The organism is Amycolatopsis sp. cg13 (genome assembly GCF_041346965.1).
Classification (GTDB): domain Bacteria; phylum Actinomycetota; class Actinomycetes; order Mycobacteriales; family Pseudonocardiaceae; genus Amycolatopsis.
Genome location: NZ_CP166848.1, coordinates 8,666,452 through 8,691,356, shown reverse-complemented (window position 1 = coordinate 8,691,356; position 24,905 = coordinate 8,666,452). Strand labels below are relative to the sequence as shown.

Genomic DNA, 24,905 nt, shown 5'->3' with positions numbered 1-24,905 from the left:
AGCGGCTTTCCAGCACGCTTTCGTTCGCTCCGTGGATCCGCGCCGCGTCACCGTCGAGCCCCTTTCCGCTATCCGCCGGTCTCTGCACCCCAGTATCCCGGCGCGGGCCGGGAGGGGTCCACGGCGCCCGTGCTCCACTGTCCACTGAGGACTATCGGCGACGGACATGGCGGGAAATATTACGCGCATTCGGCAAAGAAATCGTTTTCTCGCCCCATTTAGCGCACCGTCGGGGAAAACGCGGTCTCCCGGCTTTCCCCGGCGAGCGGTACCGTTGCGGAAGCGCTGGCACGACGGAAAGGCAGGTTCCGGCAGACCGGCGATGGTGAGGTGTTTTCGCATTCGGCGCGCTGCCGCGGGACGGCGCTTTCCCCGGCCCGGAATTGCCTGCCCGGCAGGCAGCGCCGCGAGTGCGCGAACGCCCGGGAACGGCGGGAATCGTGATGAAAGAACTCGATTTCGACAGCGAAGACCTCGAGGTCACCGAAGAGTTCCTCAGCAGGGCCTACACCAGGATGCAGATCGGCGGCGACGTCGAGCAGACCCGGGCGCACGTCTCCCGCAATGTCGTGGGATCGGTCAGCGTGGACGATCTCGAGTTCGGTTACGACATGAGCCACGACGCCGGGACCCTCGGCAAAATCTGTCTCGGCAACGTGCATTCCGGTTCGATCGTGCGGCAGTACTTTCCCGACGGGCAGGAAGGGTATTTCGGGCCCGGCGACGTATTCGTCTACGCTCCGCACGACCGGCCCTACGCCGGGGTGATCCGCCGTTCCGGCTACAACCTCGTCATGTTCGACCCGCAGTTGCTGACCCGCGTGGCCGCCGGGCTCCCCGGCCGCAGGCCCGATCCGGTGCGGCTCGTCGGCGACCGGCCCGTTTCCCCGGCGGCGGCACAGCATTTGCGGCGCACCATCGCCTACCTGCGCGACGGCGTCTGCGCCGATCCCGAACTGAGCCAGCAGCCGCTGCTCGTCTCAGCCGCTTCGCAACTGCTTGCCGCGAGTGTGCTGACGGCGTTCCCGAACACGGCGACAACCGAGCCCACCGGCGCGGACCGCCGCGACGCGCACTCGGACACCCTGCGCCGCGCCGTCGCCTACATCGACGAGCACGCCGACCAAGACCTCTCCGTGGCCGACATCGCCGCCGCCGTCCATGTCAGCGTCCGCACGGTGCAGGTCGCCTTCCGGCGGCACCTGGACACCACCCCGATGGGCTATCTGCGCCGGGTCCGGCTCTCCCACGCCCACGCCGACCTGGTGGCCGCCGACCCGGCGGGCACCGTCACGGTCACCGCCGTCGCCGCCCGATGGGGTTTCTTCCAGCTCGGCCGGTTCGCCGCCGCGTACCGCGCCGCCTACGGCTGCTCCCCGCACCAGACTCTCGTCCAGCGCGGCCCCTGAGCGGGACTCCTGCGTTTTCTGCACGCCCGGCGCGAGGTGCTGCGTTATCGGCATGGCTTCGTCCGGTGAATCCGGGCTTCACTGGACACCGGCGGCAGACAGCCGCATACGCCGGCGCCGTACCGCCGCGCAGCCGGTGGACCCGCTTCGCCGCACGCGCCCGGTTCCCGCCTGCCTGGAGGGGAACTATGCCTGCCACCGAACGCGAAACACTGGTCGCCGAGGCCGTGCTCAGCCTTGCCGCCGGCGACCGGCCGGTCCCGGACCTGCTGCACGACCTCACGATCAGCGTGGCCGCGCTCCTCGGCCTGCGGGCCGCCGGGGTCTCGGTCCTCGACGAGACCGGGAAAGCGGACTGCCTCACCACCTCCGACGAAACGTTCCTCCCCTTGGCCCGCAGCCAGTTCGAACTCGGCGAAGGCCCGGCCCTGGACACCATCCGCACCGGTGCCGTACTGCCCCCGGTCACGCTGCGGCCCGCGGGATCGGGACCGCAGCGCTGGCCCCGGTTCACCGCCCGGGCGCTGCGGGCCGGAGTCGCTCGCGCCGCCGCCGTGCCGCTGCGGGCGGGCGAGTACACGGTCGGTGCGGTGACGTTGTTCGGCGGGACGCCGTCGGTCCCGGCCGCGCAGGATCTGCGGCTGGCGCAAGTCCTGGCCGACGCCGCCGGGGCCGGGCTGTCGCAGCGCCAGGCGTTGCGGACGAAGGACGAGATCATCGGGCAGCTGCAGTCGGCGCTGGACTCCCGCGTCGTGATCGAACAGGCCAAGGGGATTCTCGCCGCGCACCTGAACATCGACATCGGAGAGGCGTTCAACCGGCTGCGCTCGCACGCCCGCGCGCAGCGGTTGAAGCTCAGCGAACTGGCGGGACTGGTCGTGCAGGGAGACATCCCGGCCGGGTTGAGCGCGATCGCCTGAAGCTTTACCGCACGGTCCACAGAGGACGGTCCGGGCGAGGCTGCTCGCCGGGGGCTTTGCCGGGCCTCAGCGATCCGGCAAGCTGGACCGGTGACCATGGAATCAGTGATCGACAGTCCCGCCAAGAAGCAGCTGGAATTCTTCATCGACGAGCACCGCGAGGCGCTCCAGCACTGCCTCGACGGGCTCACCGAGGAGCAGGCCCGCCGGTCGCTCGTGCCGTCGCGGACGACGTTGCTCGGGCTGGTCAAACACGTGACCTTCGTGGAGCAGGTCTGGTTCGACGAAGCCGTCACCGGCCGTACGCGGGCCGAGATCGGGATCCCGGACACGCCCGACGAATCGTTCGCCCTCGCCGACGACGACACCGTCGCGTCCGTCCAGCAGGCGCATCGCGAAGCGTGCGAGAACGCCCGCCAGGCCACCGCGGCGCTCGAACTGGCCAGCATCCTGCCCGGCAACCGGCGCGGCCCGCTGCCGCTGCAGTTCGTCTACCTGCACGTTCTGCGCGAGCTGGCTCAGCACTGCGGGCACGCGGACATCCTCCGCGAGCAGATCCTCGCGGCGGACGGCGCTACTTCTTGACCGGGTACGCCGTGGGCACGCCGTCCTTGTCGACGCCCGCCGCGGCGTATTTGCTCACCCAGTCCGGCACGTAGCCGACGTCGGTGGACAGGTCCTTGCCGGTCTTGGCGTCGAGGACGATCGGCTGCCGTCCGTTGGTGTAGCCGTACAGCGCGCCGTGCCAGGCGACGGTCAGGCCGCCCGGCGGGACGCGGTTCGCGGCCTGGTCCGGGAGGCTCCACAGCTTGGTCCCGGCCTTGGCGTCGTAGGCGGTGAGCACGCCGGAGTCGGTGCAGGCGAGCACCGACTGCTCGTCGTAGAGGCAGTCACCGTAGCGGTCCGGTCCCAGGTTGCGGGCGCCTTCCACGGAGAACTTCTCCGCGCCCGTCGTCGCGTCGAGGAACTTCAGGAACGCGTGCCCGGTGCTGTACTCATTCGCTTTCAGGACCACCATCGCCGGATCTGCCTGGATGATCTCGACCGCGCTCGATTTGGCGGCGGCGACCCACTTCTGCTCACCGGTCGCGATGTCGAGCGCGGTCGCCTGGACCATCGAGGAGTTCTCGGCCACGTTGGAGTCGACGCCGACCACGACGTCGCCGTTCAGGCTCCCCGCGTCGAAGTCCTTGCGCTCCCACAGCTGTTTCCCGGTCGCCGGGTCCAGTCCGACGGTGCGGTTGCCCTCCGACTGCGTGAAGCTGGCGATCACCGCCTTGTCGGTGACCGCGACGACGTGCGTGACCGAACGGTCGCCGCTGATCCCGTACTGGTCGTCGGCGATCTTGGTGTTCGCCTGCCAGGCCTTGGCCCCGGTTTCCGGGTTCACCGCGATGACGGCGAGCGCGAGGTAGCCCGGCGTCGTGCCCTGCTCGGGCATCCGCAGCGGGACGGCCCCGACGGCGAGTTTGTCCGTGACGAGCGGAGGACGCGGGCCGCTCTGTTCGACGAACGGCCCGTTGTGCGCGTTCGGGTCGGCGGCCGGGCCTTCGATCTTGGTGTTCCACTTCTCGCGGCCGGTCAGGACGTCGACCGCGCTCAGCGATTCGGGGGCGATGATGTAGCCGGTGCGGTCGCGCAGCGTCATGAACTTCGACGTCACGGAGCCGCCCAAATTGGCCTGCAGCGCCGTGCGGGGCAGCGGGACGCCTTTGCTGGTGTCGAACGCCAGCGGCGGATCGGCGGTCACCGCCTCGGGCTGGGCGGACGAGGCGGGCGGCTGCTGCCCGGCCGGTCCGGCCTGGTCGGTGGGCAGATCGGTCGGCAGCGACCCGCCGCCGCACGCGGCCGTGGCGGCCAGCATCCCCAGACCGGCCGCGATACTCGCGATTCGCCGCATCGGTGTCCCCGTTCTCCCGAATCACTGCTCCATTCGGAGTCGTCGGGGAACTTAGCCGACGAAACGGCCGCGCGTGCACGAGATCACACAAATGCGGCGAAAAAGGTGACCCGGGCCTTCGCCGCTACCCAGACGGGTGACGAACCGGCGCCCATCCGCAGCCGGTCCGGCCGCGAATGCCTGGCATGACCTCCCGTCTGCGGATCCTCCCGGCAGCGCTCTGCGGTGTCCTCGCCCTGGTCTCGGCGCTGGCCGCCGGACACCTGGCGGCGTCGTTCGGCAACGTCAACGCTTCGCCGTACCTCGCGGTCGGGAACGGAGCCATCGATCTGACGCCGCTGCCGGTGAAAGACTTCGCGGTGCGGACCTTCGGCACCTACGACAAGGCGGTCCTGCTCGGCGGCATGGCTGCAGTGCTGGTGCTCGTGTCCGCGGCGGCCGGGTTGCTGTCTCGGCGATCGCCGTGGCCGGGCCTCGCGATCATTGTCGCTTTTGGACTGATCGGCGGGGTCGCGGTGGGCGCGCGGCCGGATCTGACCGCGGTGGCGTTGCTCGCTCCCCTGGCCAGTTTGGTCGTGGGAGCGGCGGTTTTCCTGCTGCTGCACCGGATCGCTTTACAGCAGCAGACGACGGACTCTTCACGACGGTCGTTCCTGCTCGGCAGTGTCGGCGCCGTCGTCGGGGCTGGAGTGCTCGGCGGTGCCGGGCAGCTAATCAGCGGAAGCCGCGACGCGACCGCTTCCCGGGCAGCGGTCGGCCAGCTCGTGCCCGCGGTTTCGGCTCCGCCGATCCCCGCCGACGCGGATTTCGCCAAGCTCGGGACGCCGCCGTTTCTCACGCCGAACCGGGACTTCTATCGCGTCGACACCGCGTTGTCCGTTCCGCAGGTGCGAACCGAGGATTGGAGCCTGCGGATCCACGGGATGGTCGAGCGGGAAATGCGGTACCGGTACCGCGATCTCCGCGACCGGCCGCTGGTCGAGCGCACCGTGACGATGACTTGTGTGTCCAATGAGGTCGGTGGCGACTATGTGTCCACTTCGAACTTCATCGGGATCGATCTCGCCGATCTGCTCGCGGAAGCCGGAGTACAGCCGGGTGCGGAGCAGTTGTTCTGCTCCAGTGTGGACGGTTGGACGTCCGGCACGCCGGTCGCCGCCGCGCTGGACCGTTCGCGCGGCGCGATGCTGGCGATCGGGATGAACCGCGAGCCCTTGCCGCTGGAACACGGGTTTCCCGCGCGGCTGGTCACTCCCGGGCTTTACGGGTATGTCTCGGCGGTCAAGTGGGTGGTGGACATCGAGGTCACCACCTGGAAGGCCCGGCAGGCCTATTGGCTCCGCCGCGGCTGGGGCGAGCAGGCGCCGATCAAGACCGAATCACGGATCGACACGCCCAAGGGCTTCGCGACGGTTCCGTCCGGTGCGGTGCGGATCGCGGGCGTCGCTTGGGCACAGCACACCGGGATCGCCAAGGTGGAGATCAAAGTGGACAGTGGTGCCTGGCAGCCGACCACCTTGTCCGCCGAGGTGAACCCGAATACCTGGCGGATGTGGTGGGCCCAGATTTCCGTGCAGCCCGGCACGCACCAGGTGTTCGTGCGCGCGACCGACAAATCCGGCTATACGCAGACCGAAGCCCGCGCTGGCACGGTGCCTGACGGAGCGACTGGCTGGCATTCCACGACTTTTATCGCTTCCTGACCAATCCGGTGCCGACCCGGCGCCGAATCCCTGAAGAACAGTCCACTGTGAACGGAGAATTGCCGTGAAGTCCCTTCGCCTCGCCGGTATCGGTGCCGTCGCTGCTCTCGCCCTCACCGCGTGCGGCAGCAGCACCGACAACAACGCCTCGAGCAGCTCCTCGCCGGCAATGCCCTCGTCGATGCCGTCCTCGGCGCCGATGTCCAGCAGCAGCAGCTCCGGCGTCACCACCAACGACCAGGTCTTCGGTCCCGCCTGTTCCCAGCTCCCGCAGGGCAGCGCGCCGGGTTCGCTCGACTCGATGGGCCCGCAGCCGGTCGCGTCCGCCGCCTCGACGAACCCGCTGCTCACGAAGCTGGTCGCGGCGGTCAAGGCCACCAACCTGGTCGACACGCTCAACAGCCAGCAGGCGATCACCGTCTTCGCCCCGGCCGACCCGGCGTTCAACGCTCTCGGCGACGCGAAGTTCAAGGAGCTGGCGGCCAACCCGAACCAGCTCGCGCCGATCCTGCAGTACCACGTGGTCGGAAAGCGGTACGACGCCAAGGGCCTCGAACAAGCCGGCACCTTGACCTCGCTGAACGCGGCGGGCGGGCCGCTGAAGATCGAGGGTTCCGGCGACAACCTGACGGTCAACGGCGCGAAGATCCTGTGCGGGAACATCCCGACCAAGAACGCGACCGTCTTCGTCATCGACAAGGTGCTCACCCCTGGCACCAACAAGAACTGAGCCGACAGGCCCGGCGCACTCCCGCGCCGGGCCTGTTTCTTGGTCAGCTGAGCGAAGAAGCCACATGCAGATCGATGTTCTTCGTCTCCGGAGCCATGAACGCACTCACGATCGCACCCAGCGCGGCAATACCGGCAGCGATGTACATCGTGGCCGACAGCCCGAGATTGGCGAGCGACCACGGCGTCGCGAACGTGCCGACCGCCGCGCCGATCCGGCTGATCCCGGTGCACAGCCCCACCGCCGAGGCGCGAACCTCGGTCGGGAAAAGTTCGTTCGGGTAGATCCATTCCAAAATGGACGGCCCGCCGTTGAACACCGCGTACACCGCGAAAGCCAGCGCGATCAGCCACAGCGCGGCCCCCGGTTGGAGACCGAGGTAGAACAGCCCGGCCGCGGAAATCGCGAAGCCCCAGATCAGCACGGGGCGACGGCCGAGCCGGTCGACCAGCAGCAGCGCGGCGATGTTCCCGACGAAGAAGAAGAAATTGATCAGTCCGTACCCGAGGTGCGACAGGTTGCCGCCGCCGAGGTTGAACAGTTCGAGGATCTGCGGACCGAACGCGTAGATCGCGAACAGCGGGACGACCGTGCACGTCCAGAAGATCGAGATGAACACGACCCGCTTGAGATATCCGCGGCGCCACAACGCGGACATCGGGGTTTTGGTTTCGGCTTCCGGAAGATCGTCCAGCGTCGCGTGCTCGCCGATCGTCGTGCGCAGCACTTCCAGCGCTTCGGCGTCGCGGCCCTTGCTGTGCAGCCAGCGCGGCGATTCCGGGATGCTGGTACGGGCGATCACGATCAGCAGCGCGGGCACCGCCGACGACAGCAGCATCCACTTCCAGCCCTGGTCAACGTTGAGCAGGAAGAACCCGACGAACGCGGCGACCGTCGCGCCGACGAACCACATCGCGTTCAGCCCGCCGACCAGCCGCGCCCGCCATGCCTTCGGCGCGAACTCGGTGACCAGCGCGGTGGCGATGGGATAGTCCGCGCCCACCGCGACGCCGATCAGCAGCCGCAGCACGAACAATTGCGCCGCGTCGGCGACGAAGAACTGCAGCACCGAGCAGACGATGATCGCGATCAGGTCGATCGTGTACATCAGTTTCCGGCCGATGCGGTCGGTGAGCGGGCCGAACACCGCTCCCCCGATGAACACGCCGACCAGCGCGGACGCGCCGATCAGGCCGGACCACAGCGAGTCCATCTGCCACTGCGGGCCGATCTGCACCAGCGCGATGCCGATGATGCTGAGGATGTAGCCGTCCAGGAACGGCCCGCCGGAGGAATACAGCGCGAGTTTGCGGTGAAACCCGTTGAGCTTGGCCGAATCCAGGGTCGCGCGAACAACAGAGCCAGCGGTGTCCGGTGCGCGGTCAGTCTTCATGTCGGTTGGTCTCCTCGCTGCCGACCGCCGCCACGGCGTCGATCTCGATGCGTTTCGTCCCCCGGAATCCGGCGACCTGGACCGTGGTTCGCGGCGGCAGGTCGATGCCGGCGAAACGGTCGAGGTAAGCCTGGTGGTAGACGTCGAACTCGCCGAGGTCGGCGAGGAACACCGTCAGTTTGAGCAGCGTGCGCAGGCTCCCTCCCGCGGCCCGCAAGGTGTCCTCGAGGTTGTCGAGGGCCACCCTTACCTGCTCGTCGATTTCGTCCGGGACGCTGCCGTCCCGCCGTGCTGGAACCTGCCCGCACGCCCAGATCACTCCGCCGAAGACAGCGGCACCGGCGTAGGGACGAGGTCCGTGCGGATGCGCTACCAGCTCACGCGAGTTCATCGGCCCTCCCGGTGGTCCGGAATCAGGAACCCGCGCGCGATCGAATACGCGTGGGTCCACAGTGGAGTCTTCACGGCCACGCCCTGGGTGACCGCTTCGCGATACCGCTGCTTTCGTTCCGCCGCAGTGGAAATCACTTCACCGGCGGGAACGTCGGACAACGAGCGGATCACCAATCCCGCGACCGGCGGACGCGGTTCGGCTTCAGCGGGGAGCCGGAGCAAATCCCCGTCCGGAGTCACAATGGTGCGTTGTGAACCGTCCGAAAGGGACAGCACCCGGCCAGCCCGTTCGGCGATGTCCAACGCGGCCCAATCCAATGCCGGGGCTCCCGCCATGCCAGGCACGACCAACGTGCCGACCACCGCGGCCGTTTCGCACGCCGGTACGAACGCCTGCAGCGGACCGCGCGAAGCCGGGTCGTGCGCGACGGCGTAACCGTCGCAATGTTCCAGCCGCAGCCCAACTCGCCCGGCCGGAACCCGCGCCGTCTCAGTGACCAAGGCGTCCATCCCGGCACCCTCGTGTACCTCAGCGGACGCGATGACCTCGGCCAAATACTCCGCTTCGCCGCTGCTGAGCCCCGAAGCCCGCAACGCCCGCAGCGAAACCTCGTGGATCTCCCGCACGGACACCCGGGTAAGCACGGTTTCGGCGGCCGACACGCGCTCAGCCCGCGCCGCGGTCATTGCCCAGCTCCAGGGAACACCGTGTCGAACAGCCGGAGCCAGTTGCCGCCCAGCACCTGCGCCACCACGGTTTCGTCCAAGCCCACTTCCAGCAGCCCCTCGGTGAGGACCGGAAAGTCGGCCGGTCCGCCGAACCAGTTGGGCCACACCGGCCACTGCGGTTCCACCGGCACCGCGGACGCGGGCCGCCACCGGCCGTTGCGCAGCCACGCGACATAGTCCTGCGACCAGTTCCGCGTGCAGTCGCTGCCGAGCGCGACGTGGTCCGGCCCGATCCGCTCGACCAGCCCCGCGACCATCTCGCAGAACTGCCGCCGGGTTGTCTTCTCGCCGCCGATCACGTTGGGGTACAAGCAACAGCCGAGCACTCCGCCGCGCTCGGCGAGGGCGTCGATGACGTCGTCCGGCTTGTTGCGCGGCGAATCGGCGAACGACAACGGGTTCGCGTGCGTGATCGCGACCGGACCGGCCGAGGCGTCGATGGCGTCGCGGCTGGTGCGGTTCCCGACGTGTGACAGGTCGACCAGCATCCCGACGCGGTTCATTTCCGCGACGATGAACCGGCCGTACGCGGTGAGCCCGGAATCGTGTTCGTCGTAGCAGGCGCCGCCGACGAGATTCTGGATGTTGTAGGTGAGCTGCGCGATGCGCACGCCGAGCCGGTGGAACACCTCGACCATCCGGTAGTCGTCGCCGAACGGCGAGGTGTTCTGGAAGCCGAGCAGCACGGCGAGCCTGCCGTCGATCTTTGCTTTCCGGACGTCGTCGGCGTTCTCGGCGAGGACGACCAGATCGGCGTTGTCCCGCGCGAGTTCGTACCAATCCGCGACCGCGCGCAGCGTTTCCTGCGGGCCTTCCCAGACCGCGCACGTCGCGTTCACCCCGGTGACGCCGCCCGCTTTCAGCTCCTCCAGGACTTTGCGGTCCCAGTTGTTGATCTGCAGTCCGTCGACGACAGTGAGGTCGCCGTGCTCCAGGGGGTCCACTCAGGACTCCTTTCCGGGCTTGCGGGTGAACAGCCAGTCGTCGTCCGTTCCGGACTCGACGTCGCTCGCCCGGGGCGCGCCCGAGAACAGCGTGACGCGCAACCAGTCGGTCGACTGCGGGCTGTAGTTCTCCATGCCGTAGAGGGCCAGCTGGAATCGCTGCAGGTGCAGCGGAAGGAAATCGTCGGCGAGCAGGTTCGCGCGGACCTCGCCGTAGCGGAGCCCGGCGACCGACTGCACGCGCGCGACAATGCCGCGGTGCCACGGGAATTCCAGCAGGAACTCCGCGACCGAACGGTCGGCGTCGGCGGCGGCCAGGTCGTGCCGGAGGGCATGCACGGCGCGCGCGATGTCGATCGGATGTTCCATCGATTCGCCCGGATCCTGGCCGCGTTTGCCGCGCCGGGGTTCTTCGTTGTCCTCCGCCGAGAACCAGAACCTCGCCTGTTCGTTCGGGTCGGTGAAGTCGAATTCGCGGGTCCAGTCGTACCGGTCGGCCAGCAGGTCGCGCAGCTGCCCGCAGGTCTGGGCGATTTCGACGCGCCGACGCTGGTCGCAGGTCAGCAGGTGCTCGATCTCCGTGTCGAGCGAGTCGTCCAGTTCGACCAGGACGGTGTGCAGTACCGCCCGGGCCTCGGCGCCGAACTCCGCTGCCCGGTCGTCGAGGTCCCGCCAGCGGAAGCCGCCCGCAGGGAATTCGCTGAGCAGAGAAGCGATTCCGTCGAGCCGTTCGGCCATTTCCGGGCCGGTCAGGTACGGCGCGGTCGTCAGAGTGTCGCGTTCGCGGAAGTACCGGCGAGCGCGGTCGAGCAGCATGCTCGCCCGCCGCACGGAACCGGCATCGGCTTCCGCATCGAGGGCATGGGCCAGCGGCAGTTCCCTCGCCGAGCACCAAGCGTCGAGGATGCTCGGATGGTTCACCACGAACGGGACCATGCCGAGTCCGGTCGCGTTGCCCAGGCCGAGGTAACGCCGCCATTCTCCAGACAGCGTTGCCGCAGCGGGGTTTCGCCGTGCGGCACAGTGCTCGACCAGGTCGTAGCTGAACTCGCGCAGCAGCCACGCGGCCAGCATTTGCGCGCGGTACGGCACCCGCAGCGGCGGGACTTCGGCAACCCGGTCGAAGTCGGCGAGACCGAACTTTCCGTTGCTGTAGAAGGCGGTGCTGCGCAGGATGTAGCAGGCGTCGCCCATCGTGGCGCAGTCCGGCTGTTCCCCGCTCGCCAGTTGAGCTGCGACGTAGTCGAAGAACCGTTCGCTGCGGTTGGCGCGGGTCCACACCAGCGTCGCGGCGTCGGCCCGGCCAGCTTCCTGCCGTGGTACTTCACGACGCAGCTCTGCCATCCGAAAGTCCGGAACTGGACCTTCCACCAGAGCAGCCGTGACATCCCACCGTTTCGCGATGACCCGGTCAGTGCGCTCGTTTTCTTGCAGCACCGTGGAAAACACCGCGAAGTGCAGCAGCGTTTCGTCGGCGTCGATCCGGTAGACCGCTTCGCCGTGCCCGTGGTCGTCGAATTCCCAGCGAACGGTGGAGACCGTCCAGCGTTCCCGAGCCGCCTGGCGGAGGAACGACCGCGCGAAGCTGTGCCGGGTGTAGCGGGCGGCGCCCAGTTCCGCCGGGGCGAGCGCCGTGTCCGCTGGCCGGGTCACGATCGGTCCCGAGGCGCGGACGTCCGCAGGTACGCGGTTTTGGTCCAGGTGAAGAACTCCGCGGCGGATTCGCCGTTCTGCTCGCGGGGCGCGGGGAACGACGAGTCCTTGAGCCCGCCGAACGGAGCGTGTACTTCGGACCCGGTGTTCGGCGCGTTGACCTTCACGATGCCCGCGTCCAGATCGCGCAAGCACTGCCGAACCGCGCGCTCGTCGTCGGTGAACACCGCGGCGGTGAGCCCGAACCGGGTGCCGTTCGCGAGCCGGATCGCCTCGTCCAGGTCAGCGGCGCGCAGCACGGTGGCGACCGGGCCGAACACCTCCTCCTGGCTGATCGTCAACTCGGGCGTCCCGGCCAGCAGCGTCGGCGCGACGAACGCACCACCCTCCGGGGAGTCCGCACGGGCCAGCACAGTCGCGCCCTCGTCGACCGCCTGCTGGATCGCGCCCTCGACCTCTTCCGCCGCCCGCGCGGACACCAACGGTCCAATTTCGACTCCCGGCGTCGTCCCCGGCCCGACCACAAGACCCTTTACCCGCGCCGACAGTTCGGCGACGAGCCGGTCGTAAGCATCCCCGACCGCGATGATCCGGCGAGCGGCGGTGCACTTCTGCCCGGTCCCGCTCATCGACGCGGTGACCAGCGCCGCTGCCGCCTCCGCCGGGTCGGCGTCGGGCAGGACGATCGCCGCGCTGTGCCCGCCGAGTTCGAGCTGCACCTTCGCCCCGCGCGGCACGACCGCGGCCTGGATCGCCCGGCCGACCGGCACCGACCCGGTGAAAGTGACACCGGACAGCTCCGGCCGCTCCACCAGCTCAGCACCGAGCGAACCGGGCGCGAGCAGCAGGTTGAGGACGCCGTCCGGAACCCCGGCCTCGATGAGGATCTCAGCGAACGCCACCGCCAGCGCGACTGTGTCGCTGGCTGGCTTCCACACCACCGCGTTGCCCCACAGCAGCGCGGGCGCCAGTTTCCAGGCCGGGATCTGCACCGGGAAGTTCCACGGCGTGATCACCCCGACGACCCCGAGTGGACGGCGCACGGTCCGCACGACCTCATCCGGGTTGCCAGACGGGTAGAGCACGCCGTCGGCACTGCGCGCCCGGCCCGCGTGATAGTGCAGCGTCTCGACCGAAGCGGCTACTTCGCCCCGCGACTCCGCCAGCGTCTTGCCCTGTTCGCGGGTCATCAACGCGGCCACCGATTCGGCGCGCTGGGCGAGCAGTTCCGCGGCCCGCCGCAGCACGAGGCCGCGGGCGATGGTGCCCTGGCGGTCCCACTCCGGCTGCGCCGCCACGGCCGCGCGCACCGCTTCGTCGAGCAGCTCTGGACCAGCCGTCCGGTACTCGGCCACCACCTGCGCGGGATCCGCCGGGTCGACACTCTGCGCGACCGGTCCGTCGCCGGGAACCCACCGTCCCGCTACGAAGTGCTGCAACGACAATGCGTGATCCACGGGTGCTCCTCGACGTTCGCGACGGTGCTTGTCTTCCATGACGCTAAGTCGCGCGGAACACAGAGTGAAGTATCTATTGCCTACGCACTGATAAGGAACCATTATCAGCGGCGTGGAACTCCGCCAGCTTCGCTACTTCGTCGCGGTCGCCGAGGAACGCAGCTTCCGCCGCGCCGCCGAACGACTGCACCTCGCCCAGCCCGCGCTCAGCCAGCAGATCGCGAAACTGGAGAAAGAGCTGTCCGTGCGGCTGCTCCTGCGGACCACGCGCAGCGTCGAGCTGACTGAACCTGGCCGGGTGCTGCTGACCGAAGGCCGTCGCGTGCTCGCGGGCAGCCAGCACGCGCTCACCGCGGTCGCGCACGCCGCGCGCGGCGAACTCGGGCTCCTGCGGATCGGGTTCGTCAGCTCGGCCGCTTTGGAAATCGTTCCCGCCACAGTGCTGGAAATGCGGCGGCAATGGCCGAATGTCCGTTTCGAACTGACCGAATCCACCACCGACGCGCAAATCGCCGCGCTCGGGGACGGCCAGCTCGACGTCGGGATCGCGCGCGAGGTCGGCGAAGCCCCCGGACTGACCGTGCACCCGCTGGGCCAGGAACGGTTGATCGTGGCCGTGTCCGAGACGCATCCGTTGGCGGACAACGAAACCGTCGAGATGGCGGAGCTGGCCGACGAGCCCTTTCTCGCCTTCCCGCGCACGCGCGTCTCACGGCTGCACGACCACATCGAGACGCTGTGCCTGCGCGCCGGATTCCGGATGCGCGTGGTCCAGGAAGCCGTCCAATTCCCGACGATGCTCGGCCTCGTCGCGGCCGACACCGGCATCGCGATCGTGCCGAACGCCTTGCGCGCCTTGCAATTGCCCGGATTGCGCTATCTCGCGCTCACCGACGCTGGCGCGTTTTCGACGGTCTCGGCGATCTCGCGCACCGATCACGAAAACAACCCGGTGGTCGACCGTTTCCTCAGCGTCGCGCGTGCCGGATGATGTCCCGGTGGACTTCGAAGCGCACCGCGGCGAACTGACCGCCTACTGCTACCGGATGGTCGGCTCGTTCCACGAGGCCGAGGACCTGGTACAGGAAACGCTGCTGCGCGCGTGGAAAGCCCGCGACCGGTACGACTCGGCGCGCGCTTCCGTCCGGACCTGGCTGTACCGGATCGCGACCAACGTCTGCCTGACCGCCCTTGAGGGCCGCGCGCGGCGGCCGTTGCCGTCCGGCCTCGGCGCGGCTAGCGACAACCCGGGCGCGCCGCTGCAACCGGCGACGGACATCCCGTGGCTGCAGCCGTTCCCCGACGCCCGCTGCGATGCCGACACCCGCGCCGGACTGCGGCTGGCGTGGGTCGCCGCGACGCAGGTTCTCCCCGCCAAGCAGCGGGCGGTCGTCGTGCTCCGGTCCGTGCTCGAGTTCAGCGCCGCCGAGGTCGCGACGCAGCTGGAGACGACCGTTCCAGCCGTCAACAGCGCGTTGCAACGAGCCCGCGCCGCCCTCGCCGACGCGGGCGCGATGGACGAGATCGCCGAACCGGACGACGCGGAAACCCAAGCCGTGATCGACCGGTACGCGCAAGCCTTCGAGGCCGCCGACGTCGAGGCGCTCGTCAAGCTGCTCACCGACGACGCGATCCTGGAAATGCCGCCGGTCCCGCTGTGGTTCCAGGGCAGCGACGACTACGGCCGGTTCATGCACCGGGTGTTCGAGATGCGCGGGGTCGGCTGGAGCGTCCGCGGGCTTACTGCCAACGGGCAGCCCGCGCTCGCCGCCTACACGCCCGACGGGCAGCTGCACACCCTGCAGGTCTTCACGGTGACCGGCGGGCGGATTTCGCACAACGTCGTCTTCGCCGATCCGCACGTTTTCGAGGCGTTCGACCTGCCTTTGAAGATTTTTTAGCCGGGAGCGATGAGTTCGGGCGGGGCCGCCGGTAAGTACTGGCGACACCGATTGAAGGGATCTCCGCCATGAGCGTCATCGTCATCGCCTTCACCACCCTCGACGGCATCTCGTCCGACCCGGGCAGCGCCCCCAGCAGCGGCTGGGCGTTCCGGCACGGCCCGGAGTCCGTCGCGGGCGACAAATTCCGGCTCGGAAGCACCTTGGACGACGGGGTCCTGCTGCTCGGCCGCAAGACCTGGGAACAGTTCTCGGGTCTGTGGCCGCACCGCGACGACCCGTTCTCGCAGCGGATGAACGCCGCGGCCAAGCTGGTCGCCACCAGCACTCTGACCGACACCAGCGCGTGGCAGAACTCCTCGGTCCTCGACGGCGACCTGCTCGACGCGGTGAAGCGGGAAGAGCGCGACGTCATCGTCATCGGGAGCCTGAGCGTCGCGCACGCGCTGATGGCGGCAGACCTGGTCGACGAGTACCGGCTGCTGACCTTCCCGACCATCCTGGGCGCCGGAACCCGCCTTTTCCCGGACGGCACCGGGCCCGCGCACCTGGAATGCGTATCGTCCGAACGCGTTGGCGCGGCGACGCTTTCGCGGTATGTGCGGGAAAATTCAGTGGAGAGCTCCGAGCAGTAAGCCGTAACGTCGCCGGCCATGTTGCTGCTCGTTTCGGGCGCGTCCAGCGTCGGCAAAACCACGGCTCGCTTGCACGCGCGGCATCTGCTCGACAACACGTACGAGGACGCCGAACTGAGCACGCTCGGCCCGATCCCGGCCGTGCAGACCGTCGCGTGGCGGCAGGAGCGGGTGGAAGTCGCGGTGCGGCGGGCGATCGCGCTCGAAGCCGAGGGCAAGCACCTGCTGCTGGCCGGCGATCCGGTGCCGATCGGCGAAGCGCTCGCCGCGCCGAGTGCCGACCGGATCGACATCGCCGGCTGCCTGCTCGACCTCAGCGACGAGGCCCACCTGGCCCGGCTCGCCCGCCGCGGCGAGCCGAGCCCCGCGAACCAAGCGTTCGCGGCCTGGATGCGCGCGCACGCGCACGACCCCGGGCACGTTCCGGAAGCCGTCACGAACGACTCCTGGCCGGAAATGCGCTGGGACCGCTGGGTCGGCCGGTCGCCGGGTGCGGAATGGGCGATGACGGTGCTCGACACTTCTGCGCTCGGTCCGGAGGAGGTCGGCGCGGCGGTCGCGGACTGGTGCCGCCGGGCCGTGGCTGGGGAGGCCCCGGTCTTCCGGGCTGGTTGGTTCGCGGAGGTCCGTGAGGGGAACCCTGAGGGAATCTGATTCCCTGAGGGTTCCCCTCACGGCCGTGACTCAGTCCGCGTAGCCGTGCTCGTGCGCGTAGCGGACTGCCTGCGCCCGAGTCCCGCACCCGGTCTTCGCGAAAATCCGGTTCACATGCGTCTTCACCGTCGCCTCGCTGACCTGCAACTCCCGCGCGATCTCCCGGTTCCCCCGCCCCGCCGCGACCAGCTTCAGCACGTCCACCTCGCGCGCCGTCAGCCCGTCCTCCGGCGGCGCGGCCGGACGCCGGGCCGCGGCCAGCAACGTCCGCTGCACCGCCAGGTCCATCACGGTCTGCCCAGCCGCCGCGGCATGGATCGCCCGGCCGATCTCGTCGCCGTTCGCCGCCTTGGTCACGTAACCGACCGCGCCCGCGTCCAACGCGCGCACGATCGAGGCACTATCCGCATAAGTGGTGAGCACGACGACCCGCGTTCCCGGCAACTCCGTGACAATCCGCCGAGTCGCCGCCGCCCCGTCGCAGCGCGGCAGGTCCAGGTCCATCAGCACCACATCGGGCTGCAGCCGCACGGTTTCCTCGATCGCCGCGATACCGTCGCCCGCCTGTCCGACGACCTCGATGTCCGGCAGCAGCCCGACCAGCAGCACCAAGCCCTCCCGCACCGCGGGCTGGTCCTCGGCCACGAGCACGCGCACGATCGTCATGCCGGGATCCTCACCGACAACCGCCAGCCCGCGCCATCCGGGCCCGCGCTCACCTCGCCGCCGACCAGTTCCGCGCGCTCGCGCAAGCCGGTCAGGCCGTATCCGGAACCGGGCAAACCGCTGCCGGAACCGGTCCGGTTGACCACCGTCATCGCCACCTCGCTGTCCAGATAGGACAGTTCAACCGATACCGGCGCACCGGCGGCATGCTTGCGGGCATTGGAAAGTCCTTCTTGGACAGTGCGGTACAGCAGCAGGGTGACGTCCGCGGGGAGCTCGCGCGGTTCGCCAGTCACCTGGATCGACGCGTTGTCGGGCAGCGAGCCGAACAACTCCGGCAACGCCATCGGATCGCCGCGCAACGCGTGCACCGCTCGACGCGTCTCGATCAATCCGTCCTGCGCCAGCTGCCCCGCCTTCTGCACGCAAGCGGCGAGTTTTTCGTCCGGAGACGGCAACTCGGCCACCAGCCGCGCCGCCGCCTGCAAATGCAGGGACAGCGCCGAGAGCGAATGCGCCTGGATGTCGTGGACCTCCCGCGCCAGCCGGGCGCGTTCCTCCAACGTCGCGCCCCTGGCCACGGCTTCCTGGGTGAGCCGGGTCTGATCCAGCAGATCGCGGGCTTGGCGCGCCTGCACCCGGTACTGCCGCCGGTTCAGTCCGAGCAGCACCACGACGGCCACCGCGAGCGCGTTTCCCGCCACGAGCCCGCCCGGCTGCCCGGCGAGATACCCGCCGGCGGTGGCTGCGACCCCCACGACCGCAGCCACCGTGATGATCTCCCCCGGGCGGATCGCCGCCAGCGAAGACAACACGAGCAAGGACAGACATATCAACGACGGTCCGGTGAGACTTTGATCCGCCACCGTGACGACCGCGCCGAACAGCGCGGCCAGCGAGAGCAGCACGCCAGCCGCGCGCGGCCAGCGCAGGTCCAGCAGCCCGAACGCGAGGCCACTCGCGGCGGAAGCCACCATTGGCACCCACAGCCACTCCGCAGTGGGCGCAGCGGTGACGAGGATCGCGACGAAGGCGACCGGCGTGAGCAGCCGCATCACCACCAGCGGCAGCCGACTCATCGCATCCCCTCCCCTGGGCCTCTTCGCTGCTCAGCGTAGTCAGACCCGCACCGATTGCGCGTCGCGGACAGCGTCCAGCCGCCGGGCGCGCCAGAGCACCCCGCCGGCCCGCACCGCGACCATGGACAGCGCCATCAGCACGAAGAACAGGCCGACACCGTCCTCGTCGAGATGCGTGCTGACCAGGAACTCGCCGACCTTCGCGGCGAACGAGTGCACGTTCTCCACCGCCCACACGAACACCAGCCGTCCCACCAGCACGGCGAGCCAGATCAGCAGGTACGGCCAGCCCGCCCAGGTCTGCACGCGCCCGGTGACCGGACTGCGCTCCACCCGGGTGGTCGCGATCAGCCCCGCGCCGGCGACCGCCCCGACGACGGCCCCGACCAGGCCGGCCGCCACGTTCGGCCCGGTGAGCGAGATGCCGCCGGTGAAGTACAGGACTCCGATGACGGTGCACGAAACGAACGGCATGATGCCCATGACCAGGTTGTGCCGATGGCGGCCCACCTGGGTGAAAAGAACGAGGGCGAGCAGGATCCCGCCCATGATGAGAGCGTCGGTCATCGCGGCCTTCTTCTCGGGTCAGGCGGGCCGGAACACCCGCCTCACCGAAGCTAGGGCGCGAAGCCCGCCGGATCGTCCAACCATCGACCGATTCCGGGTTGACGTGACGTACACCCGGAATACCGGGAAAGGCGCACCCGCGCCGGTACACTGTGGAGCGTCAGCGGCCGAAGACGGCTGGGCGCAATCAAAGCCGTGGAGCCGGACAAACGATGATTCCCGCATTGCTGGTCCTCTCGGCCGCCGTCCTGATGCGCGCGCTCGCGGCCAAACAGCTCGACCGGTGGAACATCGCCGCGCCCGTGCTGATGGCGCTGTGCGGAGTCGCGACCGCGCTGTTCGCGAATCCGGGAAAACTGCTTGAGCTCTTCGATACCGAAATCGCGCAGCACGTCGCCGAACTCATTCTCGCGATGCTGCTTTTCGTCGACGCCACCGAGGTCCGCGGCGGACGGCTGTGGGGCCACGCACCCAGTCTCGTCGCTCGGGTGCTGTTCCTCGCGCTGCCGCTGAGCCTCGGGCTGGCCATGCTCGTCGGCTGGGCGTTCTTCCCGGAACTGTCGTGGCCGTTGCTGCTGATCGTCGCGTGCATCGTCATCCCGAGCGATTTCGCCGCCGCCGAACGCGTGGTGCGGGACAAGACTCTGACGCCGCAAGTGCGGAGCGTGCTGAACGTCGAAAGCGGCTACAACGACGGTTTGGTCTCGCCGCTGTTCCTCTTCGCGCTCATTCTCGCGCGCAGCGACAATACCGCGAATACCGCCGGGAAAGCGCTCGCGACCGCGTTGCCGTTCGCGCTCAAAGCCATCACCGCCGGCGCGATCATCGGCACGGTGATCGGTTTCCTGCTGTTCCTCGCCGTCCGCTCCGGCTGGACTTCCGGGCAGGGGCGGCGCATCGCCATCCTCACCACTCCGCTGCTGACCTACGCGGCCACCGTCGCCATCGACGGCAACGGATTCGTCGCCTGTTTCGTCTCCGGGATCGCCTTCCGCTACGTCTACCGCGCCTTCGCCGCGCGGCATCTCCGCACCTCGGACAGCGCCGCCCGCGAGCACTTCGCCCGGCCGTCGGAGGACCTGCAACTGCTCGAAGAGGTCACCGGGATTCTGACGATGGCGATGTGGTTCGTCGTCGGCGGGGCCGCGGTGGTCATGGTGTCCTTCGGCGTGCCCTGGGAGCCGGTCGTGTTCTGCCTGCTCGCGCTGACCGTCCTGCGGATCCTCCCGGTGATGCTGTCGCTGACACGGACCCGGATGCCGCTGCGGGACCGGTTCCTCGTCGGCGCGCTCGGCCCGCGCGGCACGACGTCGATCGTGTTCGGGCTGCTCGCGATCAACGGCCTGACCGGCGAAGCGAGCGACCTCGTCCTGACGCTGACGGTGGTCTGCGCCCTCGGCAGCGTGGTGCTGCACGGGCTCGGGTCGACACCGCTCATCACCCGGTTAATGACTCCGCGGACACACCGACAGTCCGAGTAGCATGCACTCACCGTAATCACCGCTCGCTGCGTAATTCCTAGCTACTACACAGGTTTCGCGAGAAAATCTCCCCCGCGCGGGTGGTCTATCGGATCTTCCCGTAGCGTTCCGTGACCGCCAGCAGAGTAAGGGTCAAGCGCGACGCATCACGTCGCAGTTCCGCGCGGAGGACCCCGCTCATGTCTGCACCCACGCTCGCCGAGCCGCGAGCCGGACGGCATCGTTCCGGCAGCGCGCGCGTCGTCGCCGTCATCCCCGCGCACGACGAAGAACCGCAGATCGCGCACACCGTCGCCGCGCTTCGCAGGCAGGACCGGGTTGTCGACGAGGTTTTCGTCGTCGCCGACAACTGCACCGACGACACCGCCGGAGCCGCTTCGGCAGCCGGAGCCCGAGTCCGGCCGTCCGAAAACAACACGCACAAGAAGGCCGGCGCACTGAACCAACTGCTCGCCTGGCTCCTGCCGCGACTGGACGAGGACGACGTAATCCTCGTCCAGGACGCGGATTCCACTTTGGACCCGCAGTTCGTGAGCACCGCCCTGCGCCACCTCGACCACGGCTACGGCGGCGTCGGCGGGGTGTTCCGCGGCGGTCCGGGCGGCGGATTCGTCGGGCACCTGCAGCGCAACGAATACGCCCGCTACGCTCGCGACGTCCACCGGCTGCGCGGAAAATGCCTGGTACTGACGGGAACCGCGGCGATGTTCCGGGTCAGCACCCTCCGCGAAGTCGCCGCGGCACGACTCGCCGGCCGCCTGCCCGCAGGCGACGGCAGCGGCGGGATCTACGACACCACCGTGCTCACCGAGGACAACGAACTCACCTTCGCCCTCCTGCACCTCGGCCACCGGGTGATCTCGCCCAGCGCCTGCACGCTGGAAACCGAGGTCATGACGACCTGGGGTGCACTGTGGACACAACGCTTGCGGTGGAAGCGCGGCGCGGTGGAGAACTGCGTCCAATATGGACTCACGCGCGTCACGTGGCGGTATTGGGGCAGGCAACTGCTGACCATCGCCGGTGTCCTGGTGAGCGGAATCTACCTGACCGCACTGGCTTGGGCCCTCGCCCGCGGCGGTCTGCACCTCAACCCGTGGTGGCTCGGCATCTCGGCGATCTTCGTAGTGGAACGAGTCGTGACGGTGCGGTACCGCGGCTGGCGCAGCATGCTGCTCGCCGCGTCGATGTACGAACTGGTCCTCGACTATTTCCTGCAGGCCTGCCATCTCAAGGCGTACGCGGACGCGCTCCTGCGCACCCGCAAGAACTGGTGAACACCGAGACGGAAGCGAGAAAGCCATGTACCAGAAAATCGGCGCGGCCTCGGCTGCGGGAGTGACCAGCGGACTCGCGTTCACCGGAGTGAACGCGTTGTGGCTGCTGCTGGCCGGGTTCGCGTTGCTGGCAGCGGGGACCGCGTTGCTGCGGATCCTGCCGAGGGTGCGCAGGGAGAGCCGGTGACCTCGCTATCCTGAACGCTCCCGAGCGGTGGAGGCGCGCATGCCGAGCGAGATCGACCTGCGCCCCGCCATGGCCGCGGACAGCGACTTCTGTTTCCAGCTGCACCGAGCCGCGTTAGGCGAGCATGTCGCCGCGATCTGGGGCTGGGACGACGAAATCCAGCGCCGCTACCACGACCGCGCCTTCACTCCCGGCCAGTGGCAGGTGATCACGGTCGACGGAGCGGACGCGGGCCTGCTCGTGGTCGAGTACCGGCCGACAGAGGTCTGCCTCGGCCGGATCGAACTCGACCCCCGCTACCAGAACCAGGGGATCGGCGGACGGCTGCTCCGGTGGCTGATCGGCGTCGCGGCCGAGCGCGGCCAACCGCTCGTGCTCGAAGTCCTCGCGATCAACACCCGCGCACACGCCTTCTACCTGCGGCACGGATTCCGCGAAACCGCCCGGCGGGAAAGGAAAATCCTCCTGGCCCGCGACCCGGACCAGGAGGATTGACCGCCGCGGTCAGGCCGCGTCCGTCACCGTCCCGGTGAGATCGATGTCCCGGCCGGATTCCTTCATGTGCAGCAAGACATGCTTCGCCGGATCAGCTCCGTCGTGCCGCACCGTCGGAATCGTCAGGTCGCCGCTCAGCTTCCCCGCCATGATCTGCACCGTCACCATCACCCCGGTCTCCGACAACGGCTGCGGCTTCTTCGGATCCAGGCGGTGCTCGATCAGCCACTGCGGGTCGATGTCCGAGGTCATCAGTTCCGGCCCGGTCTTCGGCGCTTTCACCTCCGCCGTCAGGTAGATGTCCGAATCGGCCACAGTGGACAGATTGACCGGCCACGCCAGCACGCCGCCCTCGACCGCCGACACGTCCGTCTTGCCGACGCTCACGTCCGGCTCCGGGTCGTCGTTCTCGACGTTCAGCGAACCCTCCGCCGACCCGACAACCGTCCCGTGGGTGGCCTTCACCCCGGCCAGCATCCGGTACGGCCAGCTCCACCGGGTGTTCCCGACGACAGTCGCGGGCAGGTCGAGCGTGTGCTGCCCCGGCGCGAGCGTGACCGCTTGGTACGCCCACTTCATCGACATCGGCGAGAGCGAATCGGCCCGGAAGACCCGCACCGAACCGCCGCCGTCGCCGGTCACCGTGACCGGGATCTGGTACGTCTTCGAGCCGGAATCGCCTTCCTTGACCGTCATCGACCCGAGGTCGACGCGCGTCAGCGGGGCCGGGTTCGGGTCCGGCAGACCGGGCCGCCACGCGTACGCGTCCAGCAGCCACGCCTCGTCGCCCGCCTTCTGCGGCGTCAGTTCCAGACCGGCCACCTCCAGATACGGCGGCAGCGGAACCCGGACTTCCTGGCCCCAGAACGATTTCGTCCGCTCAGTCCCGGCCAGCCCGGCCACCGTCACCGCACCCAGCTTCGTGCGCTTGCCGCGCGCGTCGGTGACCGCGACGTCGAACGACTCGGCCGGAGCGTTTTCCGGCGCGATGACCCGCATCGCCAACGCCCGCGCACCGCTCGAAGAAACCGGGCTGGGCAACTGAATCTTCGCTGGAACGCCAGCCGTCGCCGAGCGCACGTGCACGGCTGTCCGCGTCGGATCAGGCGCTTCCTCAAGCCCGACGAAATGCGGCGACTTGGAAGCACCGGAATTCGTGAGGCACCGCTGATCCGGGCCGACCTGCTGGCAAACGTCCCCGCTGCCGGTGACCTTCGTCGACGAATCCGGGATCAGCACGGAAGTCCTCGCTCCGCCGAGAGCGTGCGTCAACACGTGCGCCGGATCGGCGGACGGCGCACGCACGCCGGAACCGTCCAACAACGGTTGCACCCGCAGATCGTGCTTCTGGAACAGCTGCGCGGCCGCGGCGACATAGGTCGCGCCGACCGCCCGCTGCTGCGCGTCCGTCAGCCGTGCGGGCACGCCGGGCGAGCAATTCGGATCCGGTTCAGGAGAATAGAAATCGTCCTGCGCCGGGGCCACCGCGACGCCCGGAGTCCACTCGGAATTGAAGAAGTTGTGGTTCGCACCGGAGACGTACAGCGCACTGTGCAAGGCCGCGTCCCGGCTGACGCCGCGTGCCGCGTCGATGTATTGCTGCCCTTGAAGATCCGAGACGTCGCCGTCGCACGAGGGCAGGAAAGTGACCGACGGGACGTCCGGCGCCGGGTTGAGCCCGAACACGGTCGGCGCGATGAGCACGTCGCCCCGGATCTTCCACCGGACCGGCCCGGAGAACCCGGTGTCGCCCGGCGGCGGATACAAACTGTCCATCGCGGCGCGGTTGACGCCCTCGCCGCCGCGGGAATGCCCGACCAGCAACACATTCGACAGATCCGCCGCCGGAGAATCCTTCACGATCGCCGGAGCGGTCGAACGAGCGCTGCCCGACCAATCCGCCCAATGCGCGAGGTGCAGCCGGACCAGCGACGACCGGGCCTGCGCACCGCCGTCCTGCGCAGCGTGGTCGAGCGCGTTGATCGCGTCGGCCGAAATGGACACCGTCACGAATCCCTGCGACGCCAGCAATTCCTGGGTCTGCAGGTAGCCGCGGTAGCTCGGGATCGGCAGCATCCCGGCCTTGCACGGCCAAGCCGTCGAGTGGTCGTCCGGATCGGCCGGGTTGTAGCAGGGCTGGTGCCTGCCGTGCAGGAACACCACCAGCGGCCGGTTCCCCGGCGCGTGTTTCGGTGCGACGACCAGGCCTTGCATCTCGATCGGCCCGTCCAATCCCGGCAGCCGCACCGGGTCGAGCGAATACTCGCCCTTGACCGTCGAGAACTGCCCGGGTTTACCGGGATCTACCGCGTTAGCGGGCAACACGGGCAGCGGCGCCGGGGCCGGTTGATTCGCCGTCGCCTTGGGCGCTTCGGTCAGCGAACGGCCGCCGACGCGCGCCTCGAGCCCGCGCACATCGCGGATCCCGCCTGCGGGCAGCGAAAACGTCCGCAGATCAGCGCCCGGCTGGGCACGGCCGAGCAGCTCGCCGCCGGACCAGAACTCCACCGCACCGTCGCCGAACAGCGGCTTTGGCGCGGTCCAGACCAGCTGGCCGTCGGCGACGCGCCACTCGGGCGACGCCGCCGGACCAGCGGCCGGACGCGCCGCCGCCGCGGGCTGTGCCAGCGTGACCGCCAGTACGGCGGCTGCCGCGATGGGGACAAATTTGCGCAGAAGGACCTTCACTGGGTGCTCCCTCCCCGATGATCTTTCCTTTCTACCGGGAAAGC

Annotated in this window: 24 protein-coding genes; 13 read left to right on the top strand and 11 right to left on the bottom strand. The window is 69.0% G+C overall.

Features of this window, described 5'->3' with window-relative positions; translation table 11 throughout:
- The first annotated feature begins 443 nt into the window (after window positions 1-443).
- The 3 genes from AB5I40_RS40680 to AB5I40_RS40670 all read left to right on the top strand — a co-directional run bounded on the left by AB5I40_RS40680 (window position 444) and on the right by AB5I40_RS40670 (window position 2,914).
- A complete protein-coding gene (locus tag AB5I40_RS40680; RefSeq protein WP_370935511.1) occupies window positions 444-1,409 on the top strand; it encodes an AraC family transcriptional regulator in 966 nt (321 codons plus the stop codon).
- Window positions 1,410-1,597: 188 nt separating this feature from the next.
- Complete coding sequence (locus tag AB5I40_RS40675) at window positions 1,598-2,329, top strand: GAF and ANTAR domain-containing protein (RefSeq protein ID WP_370935509.1); 732 nt, start codon at window positions 1,598-1,600, stop codon at window positions 2,327-2,329.
- 96 nt (window positions 2,330-2,425) lie between these two features.
- A complete protein-coding gene (locus tag AB5I40_RS40670) occupies window positions 2,426-2,914 on the top strand; it encodes a DinB family protein (RefSeq protein ID WP_370940705.1) in 489 nt (162 codons plus the stop codon).
- On the opposite strand, the gene AB5I40_RS40665 is transcribed toward AB5I40_RS40670, so the two are convergent.
- Window positions 2,904-4,229, bottom strand: a complete 1,326-nt coding sequence (locus AB5I40_RS40665; RefSeq protein WP_370935508.1) for a PQQ-binding-like beta-propeller repeat protein — start codon at window positions 4,227-4,229, stop codon at window positions 2,904-2,906. The two genes, AB5I40_RS40670 and AB5I40_RS40665, sit on opposite strands and share 11 nt — an antisense overlap.
- 185 nt (window positions 4,230-4,414) lie before the next feature.
- Here AB5I40_RS40665 and AB5I40_RS40660 point away from each other — a divergent pair, with 185 nt between their 5' ends.
- Both AB5I40_RS40660 and AB5I40_RS40655 read left to right on the top strand, forming a co-directional pair.
- Complete coding sequence (locus AB5I40_RS40660) at window positions 4,415-5,932, top strand: molybdopterin-dependent oxidoreductase (protein ID WP_370935507.1); 1,518 nt, start codon at window positions 4,415-4,417, stop codon at window positions 5,930-5,932.
- A 64-nt stretch (window positions 5,933-5,996) separates the two neighbouring features.
- Complete coding sequence (locus tag AB5I40_RS40655) at window positions 5,997-6,662, top strand: fasciclin domain-containing protein (protein ID WP_370935506.1); 666 nt, start codon at window positions 5,997-5,999, stop codon at window positions 6,660-6,662.
- 43 nt (window positions 6,663-6,705) lie between these two features.
- Here the strand turns inward: AB5I40_RS40655 and AB5I40_RS40650 are convergent, their stop codons facing one another.
- From AB5I40_RS40650 to AB5I40_RS40625, 6 genes are read right to left on the bottom strand one after another with little or no spacing between them, the layout of a single operon-like run.
- Window positions 6,706-8,055 (bottom strand): MFS transporter, encoded by a 1,350-nt coding sequence (locus AB5I40_RS40650; protein WP_370935504.1) that lies wholly within the window; start codon window positions 8,053-8,055, stop codon window positions 6,706-6,708.
- Complete coding sequence (locus tag AB5I40_RS40645; RefSeq protein ID WP_370935503.1) at window positions 8,045-8,446, bottom strand: RidA family protein; 402 nt, start codon at window positions 8,444-8,446, stop codon at window positions 8,045-8,047. The genes AB5I40_RS40650 and AB5I40_RS40645 overlap by 11 nt, the downstream gene beginning before the upstream one ends.
- The gene (locus tag AB5I40_RS40640) at window positions 8,443-9,135 is read right to left on the bottom strand and encodes a hypothetical protein (RefSeq protein WP_370935502.1); all 693 of its coding nucleotides are present in this window, start codon (window positions 9,133-9,135) and stop codon (window positions 8,443-8,445) included. Before AB5I40_RS40640 ends, AB5I40_RS40645 begins: the two co-directional genes overlap by 4 nt.
- The gene (locus AB5I40_RS40635; RefSeq protein ID WP_370935499.1) at window positions 9,132-10,121 is read right to left on the bottom strand and encodes a membrane dipeptidase; all 990 of its coding nucleotides are present in this window, start codon (window positions 10,119-10,121) and stop codon (window positions 9,132-9,134) included. The genes AB5I40_RS40640 and AB5I40_RS40635 overlap by 4 nt, the downstream gene beginning before the upstream one ends.
- A complete protein-coding gene (locus tag AB5I40_RS40630; RefSeq protein WP_370935497.1) occupies window positions 10,122-11,774 on the bottom strand; it encodes a hypothetical protein in 1,653 nt (550 codons plus the stop codon).
- A complete protein-coding gene (locus AB5I40_RS40625; RefSeq protein ID WP_370935496.1) occupies window positions 11,771-13,231 on the bottom strand; it encodes an aldehyde dehydrogenase family protein in 1,461 nt (486 codons plus the stop codon). Before AB5I40_RS40625 ends, AB5I40_RS40630 begins: the two co-directional genes overlap by 4 nt.
- Before the next feature lie 112 nt (window positions 13,232-13,343).
- Here AB5I40_RS40625 and AB5I40_RS40620 point away from each other — a divergent pair, with 112 nt between their 5' ends.
- The 4 genes from AB5I40_RS40620 (at window position 13,344) to AB5I40_RS40605 (ending at window position 16,421) form a co-directional block, all read left to right on the top strand.
- The gene (locus tag AB5I40_RS40620; protein ID WP_370935494.1) at window positions 13,344-14,222 is read left to right on the top strand and encodes a LysR substrate-binding domain-containing protein; all 879 of its coding nucleotides are present in this window, start codon (window positions 13,344-13,346) and stop codon (window positions 14,220-14,222) included.
- A gap of 7 nt (window positions 14,223-14,229) precedes the next feature.
- Window positions 14,230-15,132, top strand: coding sequence for an RNA polymerase subunit sigma-70 (locus AB5I40_RS40615; protein ID WP_370935493.1), 903 nt, complete (start codon window positions 14,230-14,232; stop codon window positions 15,130-15,132).
- A gap of 68 nt (window positions 15,133-15,200) precedes the next feature.
- Window positions 15,201-15,767: a dihydrofolate reductase family protein gene (locus tag AB5I40_RS40610; protein WP_370935491.1), complete on the top strand. Its 567-nt coding sequence runs from the start codon at window positions 15,201-15,203 to the stop codon at window positions 15,765-15,767.
- 18 nt (window positions 15,768-15,785) lie between these two features.
- On the top strand, window positions 15,786-16,421 hold the full coding sequence (locus AB5I40_RS40605; RefSeq protein ID WP_370935490.1) for a hypothetical protein: 636 nt from the start codon (window positions 15,786-15,788) through the stop codon (window positions 16,419-16,421).
- Window positions 16,422-16,451: 30 nt separating this feature from the next.
- Here the strand turns inward: AB5I40_RS40605 and AB5I40_RS40600 are convergent, their stop codons facing one another.
- Genes AB5I40_RS40600 through AB5I40_RS40590 form a run of 3 tightly spaced genes read right to left on the bottom strand, consistent with a single transcriptional unit; the run spans window position 16,452 to window position 18,733 of the window.
- Complete coding sequence (locus AB5I40_RS40600; RefSeq protein WP_370935488.1) at window positions 16,452-17,087, bottom strand: response regulator; 636 nt, start codon at window positions 17,085-17,087, stop codon at window positions 16,452-16,454.
- Complete coding sequence (locus AB5I40_RS40595) at window positions 17,084-18,166, bottom strand: sensor histidine kinase (RefSeq protein WP_370935486.1); 1,083 nt, start codon at window positions 18,164-18,166, stop codon at window positions 17,084-17,086. Before AB5I40_RS40595 ends, AB5I40_RS40600 begins: the two co-directional genes overlap by 4 nt.
- Window positions 18,167-18,205: 39 nt before the next feature.
- On the bottom strand, window positions 18,206-18,733 hold the full coding sequence (locus AB5I40_RS40590) for a DUF1453 domain-containing protein (RefSeq protein WP_370935485.1): 528 nt from the start codon (window positions 18,731-18,733) through the stop codon (window positions 18,206-18,208).
- 212 nt (window positions 18,734-18,945) lie between these two features.
- Here AB5I40_RS40590 and AB5I40_RS40585 point away from each other — a divergent pair, with 212 nt between their 5' ends.
- The 4 genes from AB5I40_RS40585 to AB5I40_RS40570 all read left to right on the top strand — a co-directional run bounded on the left by AB5I40_RS40585 (window position 18,946) and on the right by AB5I40_RS40570 (window position 22,173).
- Window positions 18,946-20,214, top strand: coding sequence for a cation:proton antiporter (locus AB5I40_RS40585; RefSeq protein ID WP_370935483.1), 1,269 nt, complete (start codon window positions 18,946-18,948; stop codon window positions 20,212-20,214).
- 179 nt (window positions 20,215-20,393) lie between these two features.
- A complete protein-coding gene (locus AB5I40_RS40580) occupies window positions 20,394-21,491 on the top strand; it encodes a glycosyltransferase family 2 protein (RefSeq protein WP_370935481.1) in 1,098 nt (365 codons plus the stop codon).
- Window positions 21,492-21,516: 25 nt separating this feature from the next.
- Window positions 21,517-21,678, top strand: coding sequence for a hypothetical protein (locus AB5I40_RS40575; protein ID WP_370935480.1), 162 nt, complete (start codon window positions 21,517-21,519; stop codon window positions 21,676-21,678).
- A gap of 39 nt (window positions 21,679-21,717) precedes the next feature.
- Entirely contained in the window at window positions 21,718-22,173 is a 456-nt protein-coding gene (locus AB5I40_RS40570) for a GNAT family N-acetyltransferase (RefSeq protein WP_370935479.1), read from the top strand.
- A gap of 9 nt (window positions 22,174-22,182) precedes the next feature.
- Here the strand turns inward: AB5I40_RS40570 and AB5I40_RS40565 are convergent, their stop codons facing one another.
- Window positions 22,183-24,861, bottom strand: coding sequence for a hypothetical protein (locus AB5I40_RS40565; RefSeq protein ID WP_370935478.1), 2,679 nt, complete (start codon window positions 24,859-24,861; stop codon window positions 22,183-22,185).
- Between the last annotated feature and the right edge of the window lie 44 nt (window positions 24,862-24,905).

What these genes read in the sequence shown, in the direction of transcription:
- AB5I40_RS40640 (WP_370935502.1), bottom strand. Translation starts at nt 9,135, where the DNA reads ATGACCGCGGCGCGGGCTGAGCGCGTGTCGGCCGCCGAAACCGTGCTT.
- AB5I40_RS40605 (WP_370935490.1), top strand. Translation starts at nt 15,786, where the DNA reads ATGTTGCTGCTCGTTTCGGGCGCGTCCAGCGTCGGCAAAACCACGGCT.
- AB5I40_RS40675 (WP_370935509.1), top strand. Translation starts at nt 1,598, where the DNA reads ATGCCTGCCACCGAACGCGAAACACTGGTCGCCGAGGCCGTGCTCAGC.
- AB5I40_RS40590 (WP_370935485.1), bottom strand. Translation starts at nt 18,733, where the DNA reads ATGACCGACGCTCTCATCATGGGCGGGATCCTGCTCGCCCTCGTTCTT.
- AB5I40_RS40680 (WP_370935511.1), top strand. Translation starts at nt 444, where the DNA reads ATGAAAGAACTCGATTTCGACAGCGAAGACCTCGAGGTCACCGAAGAG.
- AB5I40_RS40570 (WP_370935479.1), top strand. Translation starts at nt 21,718, where the DNA reads ATGCCGAGCGAGATCGACCTGCGCCCCGCCATGGCCGCGGACAGCGAC.
- AB5I40_RS40585 (WP_370935483.1), top strand. Translation starts at nt 18,946, where the DNA reads ATGATTCCCGCATTGCTGGTCCTCTCGGCCGCCGTCCTGATGCGCGCG.
- AB5I40_RS40645 (WP_370935503.1), bottom strand. Translation starts at nt 8,446, where the DNA reads ATGAACTCGCGTGAGCTGGTAGCGCATCCGCACGGACCTCGTCCCTAC.
- AB5I40_RS40665 (WP_370935508.1), bottom strand. Translation starts at nt 4,229, where the DNA reads ATGCGGCGAATCGCGAGTATCGCGGCCGGTCTGGGGATGCTGGCCGCC.
- AB5I40_RS40600 (WP_370935488.1), bottom strand. Translation starts at nt 17,087, where the DNA reads ATGACGATCGTGCGCGTGCTCGTGGCCGAGGACCAGCCCGCGGTGCGG.
- AB5I40_RS40660 (WP_370935507.1), top strand. Translation starts at nt 4,415, where the DNA reads ATGACCTCCCGTCTGCGGATCCTCCCGGCAGCGCTCTGCGGTGTCCTC.
- AB5I40_RS40595 (WP_370935486.1), bottom strand. Translation starts at nt 18,166, where the DNA reads ATGAGTCGGCTGCCGCTGGTGGTGATGCGGCTGCTCACGCCGGTCGCC.
- AB5I40_RS40650 (WP_370935504.1), bottom strand. Translation starts at nt 8,055, where the DNA reads ATGAAGACTGACCGCGCACCGGACACCGCTGGCTCTGTTGTTCGCGCG.
- AB5I40_RS40670 (WP_370940705.1), top strand. Translation starts at nt 2,426, where the DNA reads ATGGAATCAGTGATCGACAGTCCCGCCAAGAAGCAGCTGGAATTCTTC.
- AB5I40_RS40610 (WP_370935491.1), top strand. Translation starts at nt 15,201, where the DNA reads ATGAGCGTCATCGTCATCGCCTTCACCACCCTCGACGGCATCTCGTCC.
- AB5I40_RS40580 (WP_370935481.1), top strand. Translation starts at nt 20,394, where the DNA reads ATGTCTGCACCCACGCTCGCCGAGCCGCGAGCCGGACGGCATCGTTCC.
- AB5I40_RS40575 (WP_370935480.1), top strand. Translation starts at nt 21,517, where the DNA reads ATGTACCAGAAAATCGGCGCGGCCTCGGCTGCGGGAGTGACCAGCGGA.